The following is a 13,408-nucleotide window of genomic DNA, read 5'->3' as shown; positions in this document are numbered from 1 at the left end:
GCCAACCCGCTCCTGCGGGCTGCAGGAGCAAGTTGGCCCCGTTGTTAGGCGAATCAGCCCAGCTTTGGCGTACGCGGCGGGATCATGCGGCGCGAGCCGGTCGACTCGAAGGCAGCAGCGAATTTCAACAGATTGTTGTCACTGTAGGCCTTGCCGGCGAAGGTCAGCCCCACCGGCATGCCGATATCGGCCATCACGCCCATCGGCACGGTCACGGTCGGTACACCCAGGTGACGGATCGCCAGGTTGCCGTTGGCCACCCAGATGCCGTTGCTCCAGGCGATGTCCGCCGACTCCGGGTTCACATCGGCGTCCGCCGGGCCGACGTCGGCCACGGTGGGGAACAGCACCGCGTCCAGGCCCTGGGCGTCCATCCAGTCTTCCAGGTCGAGCTTGCGGGTGGCTTCCAGGCCGCGCAGGCCATCGGGCACGGTGGCGATCTGGTCCCAGGTCTTCAGGCCGCGCTTGGCCATGTTGACGTATTCGTCCATGCCGGCGGCCAGGTCGTCCTCACGGTTGGGCAGGGTGCCCGGGTCATGGGGGAAGATCTGCGGGCCGTCGACATCGGCCAGGCGGTTGAGCTTGGGATCGTCGTTGGCGCGCAGGAAATCGTCGAAGGCCCAGCCGGACAGTTCCCACAGTTCGTCATGGAGGAACTCCTTGCTGACGATGCCGCGGGTGAACACGGTCGGCGCGCCCGGGCGATCGCCCTCGCAGTTGGACACCAGCGGGAAGTCGGTCTCGACCACTTCGGCGCCGGCCGCTTCCAGGGCCTGGCGCGCCTGCTGCCACAGTTCGATCACGCTGGCGCGGGTGTTGATGCGCTGTCCGGTCGGGCCGCCGATGCCAGGTTTTTCCGAGGTGCCTGCGTCGGGGTCGGCGTTGATGTACATGCGTGGCACGGCGAAGCGCTTGCCTTTGAGCGACTCGGCGCCTACGGCCAGGTCCAGGTACGAGCGGGGGCGCACGCTCGAGGCGGCCGGAATCGGCACCCATGGCTGCAGGCGCCACAGGTCGCCGCGGGTGTCGCTGTCGTCGGCCACCACCACGTCGAGGATTTCCAGCAGGTCGGCCATGGTCCTGGCATAGGGCACGACCACGTCCATGGTCGGTGTCAGCGGCCAGTTGCCGCGCACCGAGATCACCCCGCGTGACGGGGTGTAGGCGCACAGACCGTTGTTCGAGGCCGGGCCACGGCCACTGGACCAGGTTTCCTCGGCCAGGCCGAAGGCGCTGTAGCTGGCGGCGGTGGCGGTGCCGGCGCCGTTGGACGAGCCGGAGGCGAAGGGCGCGGTCAGGTAGGCGGCGTTGTACGGGCTTTCGGCGCGGCCATAGACGCCGCGCTGCATGCCGCCGTTGGCCATCGGCGGCATGTTGGTCTTGCCCAGGCAGATGGCGCCGCCGGCGCGCAGGCGCTCGACGGTGAAGGCATCGCGCTGGGCGACCAGGTCCTTGAACGCCGGGCTGCCGGAGGCGGCGGTCAGGCCCTTGACCAGGTAGCTGTCCTTGGCGGTGTAGGGAATGCCGTCCAGTGGGCCGAGGGTCTCGCCGCGGGCACGGCGGGCGTCGGAGGCTTCGGCCTCCTTGAGCGCGTCAGGGTTGCGCACGACCACGGCATTGAGTGCGGTGGCGGTGTCCTTGCCATCGTAGGCGTCGATGCGCGCCAGGTAGGCCTTGACCAACTCGACGGCGGTCGTGCGGCCGGACTCGAGCGCGTCGCGCAGCTCGGCAATGGAAACCTCGGTTACCTCGATCATGCTGTCACCACAGTTGTGCAGGTGGAAAAATCATGGCGGCGAGTGTAGCAAGAAGGTCCTGCTGGGCGCAGGCATGCAGCGGGGAAATGGTTGGTTGCAGCCAGGCAATCGAACGGCGGGGCGGTGTGCGCGGTTGCCTATGCCCCTCGAGGCATAGACAACACGGATGAGGTGCTCGCGTCGCGGTGTGTGGGGTGGCAGGATCACTCCAGGTCGCTGGCCGCGTGGCGCTCCGCCACCTGGCTGGCTTCCTCGCCCCAGGTGCGGTTGACCCGGGTGCCGCGCTGCACCGCCGGGCGTTGGGCGATGGCTTCGGCCCAACGCTGCACGTTTGGGTACTCGTGCACCGCGAGGAACTCGGCCGCGCCGTACAGGTTGCCGCGCACCAGCTGGCCGTACCAGGGCCACACGGCGATGTCGGCGATGCTGTAGGCGTCGCCGCCCAGGTAGGCGCTTTCGCCCAGGCGACGGTCGAGCACATCGAGCTGGCGCTTGGCTTCCATGGTGAAGCGGTTGATGGCGTACTCGAACTTTTCCGGCGCGTAGACGTAGAAGTGGCCGAAACCGCCGCCCAGGTAAGGCGCCGAGCCCATCTGCCAGAACAGCCAGTTGAGGCTTTCGGTGCGCGCGGCCAGGTCCTTGGGCAGGAAGGCGCCGAACTTTTCCGCCAGGTACAGCAGGATCGAACCGGACTCGAACACTCGCACCGGCGGTTCGACGCTGCGGTCGAGCAGGGCGGGGATCTTCGAGTTGGGATTGACCTGCACGAAGCCGCTGCCGAACTGGTCGCCCTCGCCGATGCGGATCAGCCAGGCGTCGTATTCGGCATCGCTGTGGCCGAGGGCCAGCAGTTCTTCCAGGAGAATGGTGACCTTGACCCCGTTGGGCGTGGCCAGGGAGTACAGTTGCAGCGGGTGCTTGCCGGTGGGCAGCGGCTTGTCGTGGGTGGGGCCGGCCACCGGACGGTTGATGCTGGCGAACTGGCCGCCGGAGGGCGCCTCGAAGGTCCAGACCTTGGACGGAACGTAGGGCTTGCTCATGGGGAATCTCCAGGGTGGCGCAATGCGGGTGACTGCTTCTATGCCATGGATTCGCCAATGGTCACAAGCGCGACATGCGCTTTGTAGGAGGTCGCCCAGCCCTTTCGCGATGCAAGGCCGCTCCTACACGGACCGTGCAGGGGCTGCGGCCTGGGCCTCGGGTTTCTTCGCAGGCTTGAGCCGCGACACGCCGAACAGCACCAGCACCAGCCCGGCCACCTGGTACAGCGAAACCGCCTCGCTGAGGATCAGCCACGAGGCCAGCATGGTCAGCACCGGCCCCAGGTTGCCCACCGCGGCCGTGTGCGTGGGCCCCATGCGCTGGATCGCCAGGGCCACCCAGTAGATCGGCAGCACCGTGGAGAACAACGCCATCAGCGCCGCGTTGAGCCACACCGCGCTGGGCAGTTGCAGCAACGGCGCGACATCCGCCACCAGCAGGTAATGGGCCAGCACCATCAGCGACGAGGCGCTGCCGCACAGGCCGGCCAGGCGCATCGAGTTCATGCGCTTGAGCATCATCCCGGTGCCGGAATAGTACAGGGCATAGGTCACCGCACTGGCGAACACCCACAGCGAGCCGACCAGCACCTGGTTGCCGGTGCCCGCGCTGGCGATGTCATGCACGAAGGCGATGCCCAGCCCCAGGTAGCACAGGCCCATGGCCGCCAGCGTGCGCAGGGTGGGGCGTTCGCGTTGGACGACGGCCTGGATCACCAGCACCAGGGTCGGGTAGGTGAACAGGATCAGGCGCTCCAGGCCGGCGCTGATGAACTGCAACCCATAGAAGTCGAACAGGCTGGCCAGGTAGTAGCCGAACAGGCCAAGCAGGGCAACCCGCAGGCCATCGCCGGCGCTCAGCGGCGCACCGCCCTGGCCACGACTGGCCCACACCAGCCAGGCGAACAGCGGCAGCGACAAGGCCATGCGCAGCGCCAGCAGGCTGATGGCGTCCACCGGGCCTGCGGCATAGGCGAGCTTGACGAAGATGGCCTTGAAGCTGAAACCCAGGGCCGCGAGCACGGCATACAGGCTGCCGTTGGCGAGGGCGCGGTGGAGCGGGGCGGGCAGGCGGGTCATGACAGGTCCGTGACGGCTAAGGGGGCGTGGCTTATTCTGCGCAGAACACAGGCAGGCTAGAATCGCTTTTTTTCGAACATGGCGTTCTGATTTGGAGAAGCCTTGATGCACTTCGACCTCGCGGACCTGCGCCTGCTCGCGGCCATTGCCGCGACCGGCAGCCTGAGCAAGGCGGCGGCGACCTTCCCGGTGGCGGTATCGGCCGCCAGCACCCGGCTGCGCCTGTTCGAGGCGCGCTGTGGCTTGACCCTGTTCCTGCGCAAGGCCGACGGCATGCAGCTGACGCCTGCCGGGCGCCTGGTGCTGGAGTCGGCGCGCGGCGTGTTGGGCGAGGCGCAGAAGCTGCACGACACCCTCAACGAACTTGCCGGCCAGCGGCGCATCACCCTGCACCTGGCGGCCTCCACGGTGACCAACAGCACCTTGCTGCCGGCGGTGCTCGGGCCGTTCCTGGCAGACTACCCGGAGGTGGACCTGCAACTGGTCGAGCACAAGAGCATCGATGTGCTGCGCGTGGTGCTGGCCGGGGAGTGCGAGATCGGCGTGTACGACGGCAACCTGGTCAATGACGGCCTGGTGTCGCTGCCGTTTCGCACCGAACGCCTGGTGTTGCTGGTGCCGGTCGATCACCCGTTGGCCGGGCGCGGCCAGCTGCGACTGGCGGATGCGCTGGGGTTTGCTTTCGTCTGCCTGCCGGCCGAGCGCGCCATGCAGCGTTTCGTCGAGGAGCTGGCGATGAACCTGGCCATGCCGCTGAAGGTACGGGTGCGTGCCCCCAGCTTCGAAGCCATCGCCCAACTGGTGGCCCAGCACGCCGGCATCGCCCTGATGCCCGAGACCGCCGCGGTGCGCGCCGAGCAGGAACTGGCGGTGCGCCGGGTGGCTCTGGAGGAGCGCTGGGCGACCCTGGAACTGCGCATTTGCTTGCGTGGTTGGGAGACGCTGAGCTCCCATGGGCGGCAACTGGTGAGCTTTCTTTCCGAGCAATAACGCGAGCGAATGGGTTGCTCGTCAGAATGCCATCATTTGGATATCAAATGTGCCTGTGCAAAAGCCTTCGAACGCATACAATCAGCGCTCTGAACGGTAATTCACAGGCCACACCCACCCATGGCGTTCGACGCTTGCACCCTGCTGACCCTCTCCATCGCCCTGGCCGCAGTCGCCGCCTTGTACCTGGCGGTGGAGTGGATCAGCGTACGTGAGTCTTCCTTGCTGTGCTGGAGCGCCAGCTTCGCCACCATCAGCGTCGGCTCCTCGCTTGCATTGCTGCGCGGCAGCGGCTATCTGTTCATCGGCATCTGGTTCGCCAATGGCATGCTGGTCGCCGCCCACTGGTTGTTTTTGCTGGGTGTTTCGCGCTTCACCGAGACGCGCCTGTCGCGGGCCTGCTACCTGGCGCCGCTGCTTTGGGCGAGCCTGCTGCTGCTGCCGCAATGGCCGCTGTGGTCGAAGACTTTCCTGGTGCTCAACTCGCTGCTGGTCGCCGGCTTTACCCTGTACGCCAGCGCGTTGCTGCGCCCGCACGGCAAGTCCCTCAGCGTGGGGGCGGTCCAGTTGCGCTACATCCTGCTGCTGCACGGCCTGTTCTACCTGGCCAAAACCTTGCCGGCGCTGCTGCCAGGGACACTGATCGACCTCACGGCGTTCCGTGGGCAGATCATCCAGGCGTCGCTGCTGGAGGGCGCCATGGCGATCATGCTGATCGCCCTGTCGATGACCGGCACCGTGCGCTACCGCCGCGAAGAGCGCATCGAGCGCCTGGCCGCGCGTGATCCGTTGACCGCGCTGTACAACCGTCGCGCCCTGGAGGTACGGGCGGCGAACCTGCTCAAGGAGGTCTCGGCGCAACGTCCGGGCGCCTTGCTGCTGATCGACATCGACCACTTCAAGTTGGTCAACGACCTGCACGGGCACGCCGCCGGCGACCGCCTGCTGGTGGCCTTGAGCGAGATGATCCGGGCATTGCTCCCAGAGCGGTCGATCGCAGCGCGCCTGGGGGGCGACGAGTTCGTCATCCTGCTGGGCGATGCCTCGCGCCAGGCCATCGAGCAGTTGGCCGATGCCTTGCGTCGGCAGTTCCAGGCCACGGCCGAACAGTCGTTCCGCACCCCGGAGGCGGTGACCCTGAGCATCGGCGCCAACCTGTTCGACCGGCCACCGGCCAGCCTGGCGGCCCTGATCGAGCAGGGCGATGTGCTGCTGTACGCCTCCAAGCGCGGCGGGCGCAACAGCCTGCAGCTGGTGGACGGGCTGCGCGGCTGAGCTACTTGTTGTTGATGCATTGCGACTGCACCGAGTAGCGCACGGTGCGCAGGGTGCCCTGGCTGTCCTCGAAGGTCATCAGCCGAGGCACCACCTCGCAGGTGCGCGGGTCGCCCGACTGGCGCACGAGGCGGGCGACGTCGAGCTTCATGCCATAGCGATAGTCGACGATCTCCGGCATCGGCTTGGCGCGTTGCGCCGCGTAGGCCGCCACGGCCTGCTGGTGGTCCTCAATCAACTGCTCGCTGTCTTGCCTGGAAAAACCCGTAGCCTGGGCCGAAAGGGAAAGCGCCAGCAGGGCGGCGATCAGGGTCGGTCGTAGCATGGTGCGTGTCTCCGAAAGGTTCGTTTCGCAGTCCACGCTAGCGACGGGCAGCCGACAGCGGCATGACGCCCGGGTTACAGATATGAAAGGTGGCCGGGGGATGCCGATCCCGCGGCCGTGAATGACACGATTGTAATCCTCCCATCACCTTCCCGTTATCCGCCGGCGGCGAGCATCAGGCTTGGCCAACGGGGCTGGGCGCGCATGCACCTGGCCAGACCAGGGACGCTCCAGCGCCAAGGCCCGAGAACAAGAACAGCCGCAATCGAAGGAGCAACGGATGACAAGCAATCCAACACTTTCCCTGGCCGCCCTGCTGGCCCTGGCCGGCTTTGGCCCGGTGGCCTCGGCCGCGCAAGCGCAGCAGGCAGGGTTCATCGAGGGCAGCCGGCTGAGCGTGCTCAACCGCAATTACTACTTCAATCGTGACCATCGCGACGGTTACGCCCCTACCTACAACCCTGGCAAGGCCAGTGACAACGGTTACTCCGAAGCCTGGGCCCACGCCATCATCACTCGCTTCGAATCCGGCTTCACCCAGGGCACGGTGGGCGTCGGCGTGGATGCCTTCGCCATGCTCGGTCTCAAGCTCGACACCGGTGGCGGGCGCAACGGCGGGCGCAGCTCGTTCGACGTGCTGCCGGTGGACCGTGATGGCCAGGCCCGCGACGAATACAGCAAGGTCGGCGGCGCGGCCAAGGTGCGCCTGTTCGACACCGTGCTGCGGGTGGGCGATGTGTTCCCGGTCAACCCGGTGGTGGCGGCCGGTGACTCACGGCTGCTGCCGGAAAGCTTTCGCGGGGTGACCCTGGAGAACACCAGCCTGCAAGGCCTGACGCTGCAGGCCGGGCGCCTGCACGCCATGAGCCAGCCGGTGTCCAGCGACCTGCGCGAGAACTTCGTGACCTTCTACGGCGGCCCGGTGGATTCGCCATGGATCGCCTATGGCGGTGGCGACTACGCGATCAATGAAAACGTCAGCGTGAGCCTGTTCGGCAGCCGCCTGAAGGATGTGTGGAACCAGTACTACGCCGGCACCAGCGTGACCTGGCCGTTGTCGGACGAACTGGCGCTGATCGGCGGGTTCAATTTCTACAACGCCAAGGACGAAGGGCGTCAGCGCCTGGGGCAGTTCGACAACGACATCTGGAGCGCCAGGTTCGGCGTACGCTACGGCGCCCACACCGTGGCGCTGACCCACCAGCGCAACAACGGCGATGACGATTTCGACTACCTGCGCCAGTCCGACTCGATCTTCCTCGACAACTCCATCCAGTACAGCGACTTCAACTCGCCGAAGGAGCGCTCGTGGATGCTGCGCTACGACCTGAACATGGCCGCCTACGGCGTGCCGGGGTTGTCGTTCATGACCCGCTACGGCCGGGGCAGCGACGCCGACTACAGCAACGCCAACGCCTACTACATGCGCCGCGACGACAACGGCGATCCGCTTACCGACCAGAAGCGCTGGGAGCGTGACATCGAGGTCAAGTACGTGGTGCAGACCGGCGCGGCCAAGGACCTGTCGCTGCGCGTGCGCCAGGCCACCACCCGGGCCACGGCCTTTGAGTCGGACCTGGACGAGGTGCGGGTGATCGTCGAGTACCCGCTGTCGATTCTCTGATCAACCCCCTATTCACCTTGAGAAGCCCCTGTGCTCCTTTGGTTACAGGTGAATGTATTGACGCCTCGAACGAGGCGTCTTTTTTTTGCCGCGGGCTTAAACCGAAAGTCTTGGGGCGTTGGCCTCAATGACCGAACGCTTTCAGGCTGCCTTTGCGACTGGCTTCATAAGCCTCCCGCTCCATTGGCCGTGCCTGCGGGTTGCCCAGGTCTTCCATGGCCAGGCGATGGGTCTCCGGCGCCAGGTAGGCGGCGAATGCGCATACGCAGGTGACCAGGAACGCCAGGCCGCCGACCACCAGCCAGATATGCTCCGAGCCCGGAGGCGCCACGGCGGCGAACAGCGCCGGCAGCATGGCGGTGATCATGGTGCCGATGTTCTGCGCGATGGCCATGGCCGAGACGCGGTAGCGGGTGTGGAACAGCTCCGGGTAGAAGCTTGGGAACACCGCGTTGTAGCCCTGGTAGACCATGCCCCACATGAGGATCGAGGCGGCGAAGGCCAGCGGCACATTCTGGATGCTGATCGCGTACAGGTAGACGAAGGCCAGCAGGCCCGAGCCCAGGCAGCCGGCGATCATGGTCGGGCGGCGGCCGATGCGGTCGGACAGGTTGCCGACGAAGGGGATCACCAGCACCGCGACGATATTGCCCACCACCGGGATCCACAGGTACACGCTCTTGTCGAAACCGATGCCGTAGGCCGGCTGCACCGCGTAAGCCGCGCCGAAGATGGTGGCAACCACCGGAATCACGTTCATCAGCGCCATGAACATCACCAGCACCATGTGCTTCCAGCTGTGGCGGAAGGCTTCGCCGATCGGCGACTTGGCGACCTTGTCCTGTTTCTCCTCCTGGACGAAGGCCGGGGTCTCGTGCACCTCCTTGCGGATGATGAAGCCGGCAATCAGCACCACTGCGCTCATCAGGAACGGGATGCGCCAGCCCCACTCGTTGAAGGCCTCGCTGGGCATGAAGTAGGCCAGCGGCAGGAACACCGCCGCCGCCATCACCTGGCCGGCCTGCACGCCTTGCAGGGTGTAGCTGGCGTAGTAGCCGCGGCGGCCGAACGGCGCGTGCTCCATGATCATCGAGCTGGCCCCGGAGATCTCGCCGGCCACGGCGAAGCCCTGGACCAGGCGCAGCAGCACCAGCAGCGCCGGGGCCAGCAGGCCGATGTCGTGGTAGGTGGGCAGCAGGCCCACGGCCATGGTCGACAGGCCCATCAGGAACATGCACAGCAGCAGCACGTTCTTGCGTCCGCGGGTGTCGCCCCAGTGGCCGAGCACGCAGGCGCCTATCGGGCGCGCCAGGTAACCCACGCCGTAGGTGGCCAGTGAGGCGATGATGGCCATCTTCGGGTCGCTGGAGGGGAAGAAGATCTGCGGGAAGATCAGCGCCGCGGCCTGGGCGTAGATAAAGAAATCGTAGTACTCGAGGGCAGAGCCGATCCATCCGCTGGCGGTGGCTTTCTTGGCTTGGGAGCTTGAGCGGGCCATGTTGTCTCCGTTGTTCTTGTCAGGGGGCCGTATGGTCAGCGCGCGCAGGGCACGGCAACGGGGCTGTAGGGAGAAGACGAACGCGGCGGCGTGGATCGCAGGGCGAGCAAGGTGTGCATAGGTCGGTACCCGTTTTCTTGAACTTATTATGTGGTGACGTTGGGCGTTGCAGCGCAGGGCCCGCCGAACGACCGGCGTGGCAGCGAGAAGGGCCGACGGGCCTGCGACTGGTGTTCATGGTTGTTCACGGGGGTGGGTGAATCAATTCGCCGGAACGGGTTTTGTTCGGTAATCGAACAAAAACTAACTGTTTCGTACAAAGCTCATTGCCGGGGCGACTTTACCTGCGAATAATCGATCGTGCCAGGGCCTGACCAGCCGCCTCTCTCAATAACAAGGAACACCCGCCATGCACCGTTCGATCGCCACCGTTTCCTTGAGCGGCACTTTGCCGGAAAAACTTGAAGCCATCGCCGCCGCAGGGTTCGACGGCGTCGAGATCTTCGAGAACGACCTGCTGTACTACGCCGGCAGCCCCCGCGAGATCCGCCAGCTGTGCACGGACCTGGGGTTGGCGATCACCTTGTTCCAGCCGTTTCGCGACTTCGAGGGCTGTCCTCGTGACCGTCTGCACAAGAACCTCGACCGCGCCGAGCGCAAGTTCGACCTGATGCAGGAGCTGGGCACCGACCTGGTGCTGGTGTGCAGCAACGTCCAGCCTGACGCGCTGGGCGACGAACAACTGCTGGTGGACGACCTGCGCCTGCTCGCCGAGCATGCCGGCGCCCGCGGCCTGCGCATCGGCTACGAGGCCCTGGCCTGGGGCCGCCACGTCAACACCTGGCAGCAGGTATGGAACCTGGTGCGCCAGGCCGACCACCCGGCGCTGGGGGTGATCCTCGACAGCTTCCATACCCTGTCGATCAAGGGCGATCCCAACGGCATTCGCGATATCCCCGGCGAGAAGATCTTCTTCGTGCAAATGGCCGACGCGCCGATCCTGGCAATGGACGTGCTGGAGTGGAGCCGGCATTTCCGTTGCTTCCCGGGGCAGGGCGAGATGGACTTGGCGGGTTTTCTCGCGCCGATCCTGGCCACCGGCTACCGCGGTCCGCTGTCGCTGGAGGTCTTCAACGACGGTTTCCGTGCGGCACCGACCCGGCAGAACGCCGCCGACGGCTTGCGCTCGCTGCTGTACCTCGAAGAAAAGACCCGCGTTGAGCTGGAGCGTGAGGCACGCGCCGTCGAGCCTGGCGTGCTGTTCGCGCCGCCTGGCGCAAGCCGTTACGACGGCGTGGAGTTCATCGAGTTTGCCGTCGACGAGGCGGTCGGCGCGCGCCTGGGTGGGTGGCTCAAACGCCTGGGCTTCGCCGAGGCCGGCGAACATCGCAGCAAGGCGGTACGCCTGCTGCGCCAGGGCGATATCAACATCGTGCTCAACGCCGAACCTTACTCGTTCGCCCACAACTTTTTCGAGGCCCATGGTCCGTCGTTGTGCGCCACGGCGCTGCGGGTGAATGACGGCCAGGCCGCGCTGCGGCGCGCCACCGCCTACCGTGGCCAGCCGTTCCGTGGCCTGGTCGGCCCCAACGAGCGCGAGATCCCGGCGGTGCGCGCGCCCGACGGCAGCCTGCTGTACCTGGTGGAACCGGACGCCGACGGCCCGAGCCTTTACGACATCGATTTCCACCTGGATCAGAACGCCCGGGCCAGCGGCGGGCTCAAGCGCATCGACCACATGGCCCTGGCGCTGCCGGCCGAGGCGCTGGACAGCTGGGTGCTGTTCTACAAGAGCGTGTTCGATTTCACCGCCGACGACGAGGTGGTACTGCCTGACCCCTATGGCCTGGTCAAGAGCCGTGCCCTGCGCAGTCACTGCGCCAGCCTGCGGCTGCCGTTGAACATCTCGGAGAACCGCAACACCGCCATCGCCCATGCCCTGGACAGCTATCGCGGCTCGGGCGTGCACCATGTCGCCTTTGACTGCGAGGACATCTTCGCTGAGGTGGCCCGGGCCAAGGAGGCCGGCGTGCCGTTGCTGGAGATCCCGCTGAACTACTACGACGACCTGGCGGCGCGCTTCGAGTTCGATGACGAGTTCCTCAGCGAGCTGGCGTACTACAACGTGCTGTACGACCGCGATGCCCAGGGCGGCGAGCTGTTCCATGTGTACACCGAGCCGTTCGAAGGGCGCTTTTTCTTCGAGGTCCTGCAGCGCAAGGGCGGTTACGCCGGCTATGGCGCGGCCAACGTCGCGGTGCGCCTGGCGGCGATGGCCAAGGCGCGCAGCGGGACGGCGCGCACGGCGGTGTTGTAAATCAGGGTCCCATCGCGGGGCAAGCCGCTCACAACACCACGCTTCCCTGCACCGCCCGGCTCACGGATAATCGTCCGGATTCCTATAACGAGCCTGTGAGTCGGTATGAGTGATTCGGTAGCAAAGCCTGAAGTCGAAGGGCTGCGCAGATCGCGCAAGAACAACCCGGAAAAGACCCGCGAGAACATTCTCCAGGCCGCCATCACCGAGTTTGTCCAGCAGGGCCTGGCCGGTGCCCGGGTCGACGCCATCGCCGAGCGTACCGCCACCTCCAAGCGCATGATCTACTACTACTTCGGCAGCAAGGAGCAGCTCTACGTCGAATGCCTGGTCAAGCTCTACGGCGACATCCGCAAGACCGAGCACAGCCTGGACCTCGACTCGCTGTCGCCTGAACAGGCGATCCAGCGCCTGGTGGAATTCACCTTCGACCACCACGCCGACAACGTCGACTTCGTGCGCATCGTCTGCACCGAGAACATCCACTATGGCGAGTACGTCAAGCAGTCGCCGGTGATCCGCGAGATGAGCAGCATGGTGCTCGACGCACTGGGCAAGATTCTCGCCCGCGGCGTGGAGCAGGGCGTGTTCCGCCCGGGGATCGAGGTGATCGACCTGCACATGCTGATGAGCTCGTTCTGCTTCTATCGGGTGTCGAACCGCCACACCTTCGGCGACATCTTCCAGATCGACCTGGCCGACGAGCAGGTCAAGCAGCGTCAAAAGCAGGTGATCTGCGAGGCGGTGATGCGCTACATCAAGGCCTGAGCCCGCTCAACCGGCGAACACCACCCCGGTGCGCGCCGCGGCGTTGCGGATGTGCTCCTGCATTGCCCGTTGCGCGCCGGCCTGGGAGCGGCGGGCGAGGGCGCGGAGGATCTTGCGGTGCTCCTGCCAGGTTTCCATGGCCCGCTCGGGGCGGATGAACGGCAGTTTCTGGCTTTCCAGGAAAATATCCTGGCTGGCGGTGATCACCTGCAGCATCGCGCGGTTGCCGCTGGCCTGCAGCAGTTGCTGGTGGAAGGCGAAGTCCAGGCGTGCGGCGGCCTCGAAGCGCCCGGCGCGCAACTCCACGGCCATTGCCTCGACGTTGGCCTGCAACGCGTCCAGGTCATCGGCGGTCAACGCCAGGGCCGCCTGGCCGGCAGCGAAGCCTTCCAGGGCGTAACGCAGCTGGAAGGTGTCGGCGGCCGAGACCTGTTCGGCATAGGGCCAGGCGAAGCTGCCTGGCGATGGCTGGCCAGTGGCCGGAGCCAGGACGAACACCCCCTTGCCCGGTTGCACGCTGACCAGTCCCAGGGCGCTGAGCGACGACAAGGCCTCGCGCAGCGACGCCCGGCTCACGCCCAGGCGTTCGGCCAGGTCGCGCTGCGAAGGCAGGGCGTCGCCAGGCTGGTAGCCGTCCTGCTCGATCAGTTGGCGGATGGCCTGCAGGGCGATTTCCGGGACGGGGCGCGTGGCGGTGGCGAGCATGCTGTTCAGACCGGTCTGAGGGCGATGGC

Annotated in this window: 11 protein-coding genes; 5 read left to right on the top strand and 6 right to left on the bottom strand. The window is 66.2% G+C overall.

Translation table 11 applies throughout. From position 1 onward, the window contains the following. Positions 1-53 precede the first annotated feature (53 nt). The 3 genes from K5H97_RS16480 to K5H97_RS16470 all read right to left on the bottom strand — a co-directional run bounded on the left by K5H97_RS16480 (position 54) and on the right by K5H97_RS16470 (position 3,877). Positions 54-1,757, bottom strand: coding sequence for an amidase (locus K5H97_RS16480; RefSeq protein WP_028688735.1), 1,704 nt, complete (start codon positions 1,755-1,757; stop codon positions 54-56). 203 nt (positions 1,758-1,960) lie between these two features. After that, positions 1,961-2,797 (bottom strand): glutathione-dependent disulfide-bond oxidoreductase, encoded by an 837-nt coding sequence (yghU, locus tag K5H97_RS16475; protein ID WP_028688736.1) that lies wholly within the window; start codon positions 2,795-2,797, stop codon positions 1,961-1,963. Between the two features lie 123 nt (positions 2,798-2,920). Beyond that, positions 2,921-3,877, bottom strand: a complete 957-nt coding sequence (locus K5H97_RS16470; RefSeq protein ID WP_028688737.1) for a DMT family transporter — start codon at positions 3,875-3,877, stop codon at positions 2,921-2,923. A gap of 105 nt (positions 3,878-3,982) precedes the next feature. Here K5H97_RS16470 and K5H97_RS16465 point away from each other — a divergent pair, with 105 nt between their 5' ends. Further along, on the top strand, positions 3,983-4,867 hold the full coding sequence (locus K5H97_RS16465; RefSeq protein WP_028688738.1) for a LysR substrate-binding domain-containing protein: 885 nt from the start codon (positions 3,983-3,985) through the stop codon (positions 4,865-4,867). A gap of 120 nt (positions 4,868-4,987) precedes the next feature. Continuing rightward, entirely contained in the window at positions 4,988-6,142 is a 1,155-nt protein-coding gene (locus K5H97_RS16460) for a GGDEF domain-containing protein (RefSeq protein ID WP_028688739.1), read from the top strand. Between the two features lies 1 nt (position 6,143). On the opposite strand, the gene K5H97_RS16455 is transcribed toward K5H97_RS16460, so the two are convergent. Next, on the bottom strand, positions 6,144-6,467 hold the full coding sequence (locus tag K5H97_RS16455; protein WP_028688740.1) for a DUF2790 domain-containing protein: 324 nt from the start codon (positions 6,465-6,467) through the stop codon (positions 6,144-6,146). Between the two features lie 280 nt (positions 6,468-6,747). On the opposite strand from K5H97_RS16455, the gene K5H97_RS16450 reads away from it, so the two are divergent. Beyond that, complete coding sequence (locus tag K5H97_RS16450) at positions 6,748-8,091, top strand: OprD family porin (protein ID WP_028688741.1); 1,344 nt, start codon at positions 6,748-6,750, stop codon at positions 8,089-8,091. A 124-nt stretch (positions 8,092-8,215) separates the two neighbouring features. Here the strand turns inward: K5H97_RS16450 and K5H97_RS16445 are convergent, their stop codons facing one another. Beyond that, the gene (locus K5H97_RS16445) at positions 8,216-9,589 is read right to left on the bottom strand and encodes an MFS transporter (RefSeq protein WP_028688742.1); all 1,374 of its coding nucleotides are present in this window, start codon (positions 9,587-9,589) and stop codon (positions 8,216-8,218) included. 409 nt (positions 9,590-9,998) lie between these two features. Between K5H97_RS16445 and quiC the strand changes: the two genes are divergently transcribed. Together quiC and K5H97_RS16435 are read left to right on the top strand one after the other, a co-directional pair. Next, positions 9,999-11,906, top strand: a complete 1,908-nt coding sequence (gene quiC / locus K5H97_RS16440; RefSeq protein ID WP_028688743.1) for a 3-dehydroshikimate dehydratase QuiC — start codon at positions 9,999-10,001, stop codon at positions 11,904-11,906. Between the two features lie 105 nt (positions 11,907-12,011). Continuing rightward, complete coding sequence (locus tag K5H97_RS16435; RefSeq protein WP_028688744.1) at positions 12,012-12,674, top strand: TetR/AcrR family transcriptional regulator; 663 nt, start codon at positions 12,012-12,014, stop codon at positions 12,672-12,674. A gap of 6 nt (positions 12,675-12,680) precedes the next feature. Here K5H97_RS16435 and K5H97_RS16430 read toward each other — a convergent pair whose 3' ends face one another. Continuing rightward, complete coding sequence (locus K5H97_RS16430) at positions 12,681-13,379, bottom strand: FadR/GntR family transcriptional regulator (RefSeq protein WP_028688745.1); 699 nt, start codon at positions 13,377-13,379, stop codon at positions 12,681-12,683. Positions 13,380-13,408: the final 29 nt, after the last annotated feature.

Origin of the sequence: Pseudomonas mosselii (assembly GCF_019823065.1) — a bacterium.
Lineage (GTDB): Bacteria > Pseudomonadota > Gammaproteobacteria > Pseudomonadales > Pseudomonadaceae > Aquipseudomonas > Aquipseudomonas mosselii.
The sequence above is the reverse complement of the archived record's forward strand: the minus strand, read 5'-3'. Positions and strand labels throughout refer to the sequence as shown.

Coding starts and splice junctions, on each gene's coding strand:
- K5H97_RS16480 (WP_028688735.1), bottom strand. CDS start 1,757: ATGATCGAGGTAACCGAGGTTTCCATTGCCGAGCTGCGCGACGCGCTC.
- yghU (WP_028688736.1), bottom strand. CDS start 2,797: ATGAGCAAGCCCTACGTTCCGTCCAAGGTCTGGACCTTCGAGGCGCCC.
- K5H97_RS16470 (WP_028688737.1), bottom strand. CDS start 3,877: ATGACCCGCCTGCCCGCCCCGCTCCACCGCGCCCTCGCCAACGGCAGC.
- K5H97_RS16465 (WP_028688738.1), top strand. CDS start 3,983: ATGCACTTCGACCTCGCGGACCTGCGCCTGCTCGCGGCCATTGCCGCG.
- K5H97_RS16460 (WP_028688739.1), top strand. CDS start 4,988: ATGGCGTTCGACGCTTGCACCCTGCTGACCCTCTCCATCGCCCTGGCC.
- K5H97_RS16455 (WP_028688740.1), bottom strand. CDS start 6,467: ATGCTACGACCGACCCTGATCGCCGCCCTGCTGGCGCTTTCCCTTTCG.
- K5H97_RS16450 (WP_028688741.1), top strand. CDS start 6,748: ATGACAAGCAATCCAACACTTTCCCTGGCCGCCCTGCTGGCCCTGGCC.
- K5H97_RS16445 (WP_028688742.1), bottom strand. CDS start 9,589: ATGGCCCGCTCAAGCTCCCAAGCCAAGAAAGCCACCGCCAGCGGATGG.
- quiC (WP_028688743.1), top strand. CDS start 9,999: ATGCACCGTTCGATCGCCACCGTTTCCTTGAGCGGCACTTTGCCGGAA.
- K5H97_RS16435 (WP_028688744.1), top strand. CDS start 12,012: ATGAGTGATTCGGTAGCAAAGCCTGAAGTCGAAGGGCTGCGCAGATCG.
- K5H97_RS16430 (WP_028688745.1), bottom strand. CDS start 13,379: ATGCTCGCCACCGCCACGCGCCCCGTCCCGGAAATCGCCCTGCAGGCC.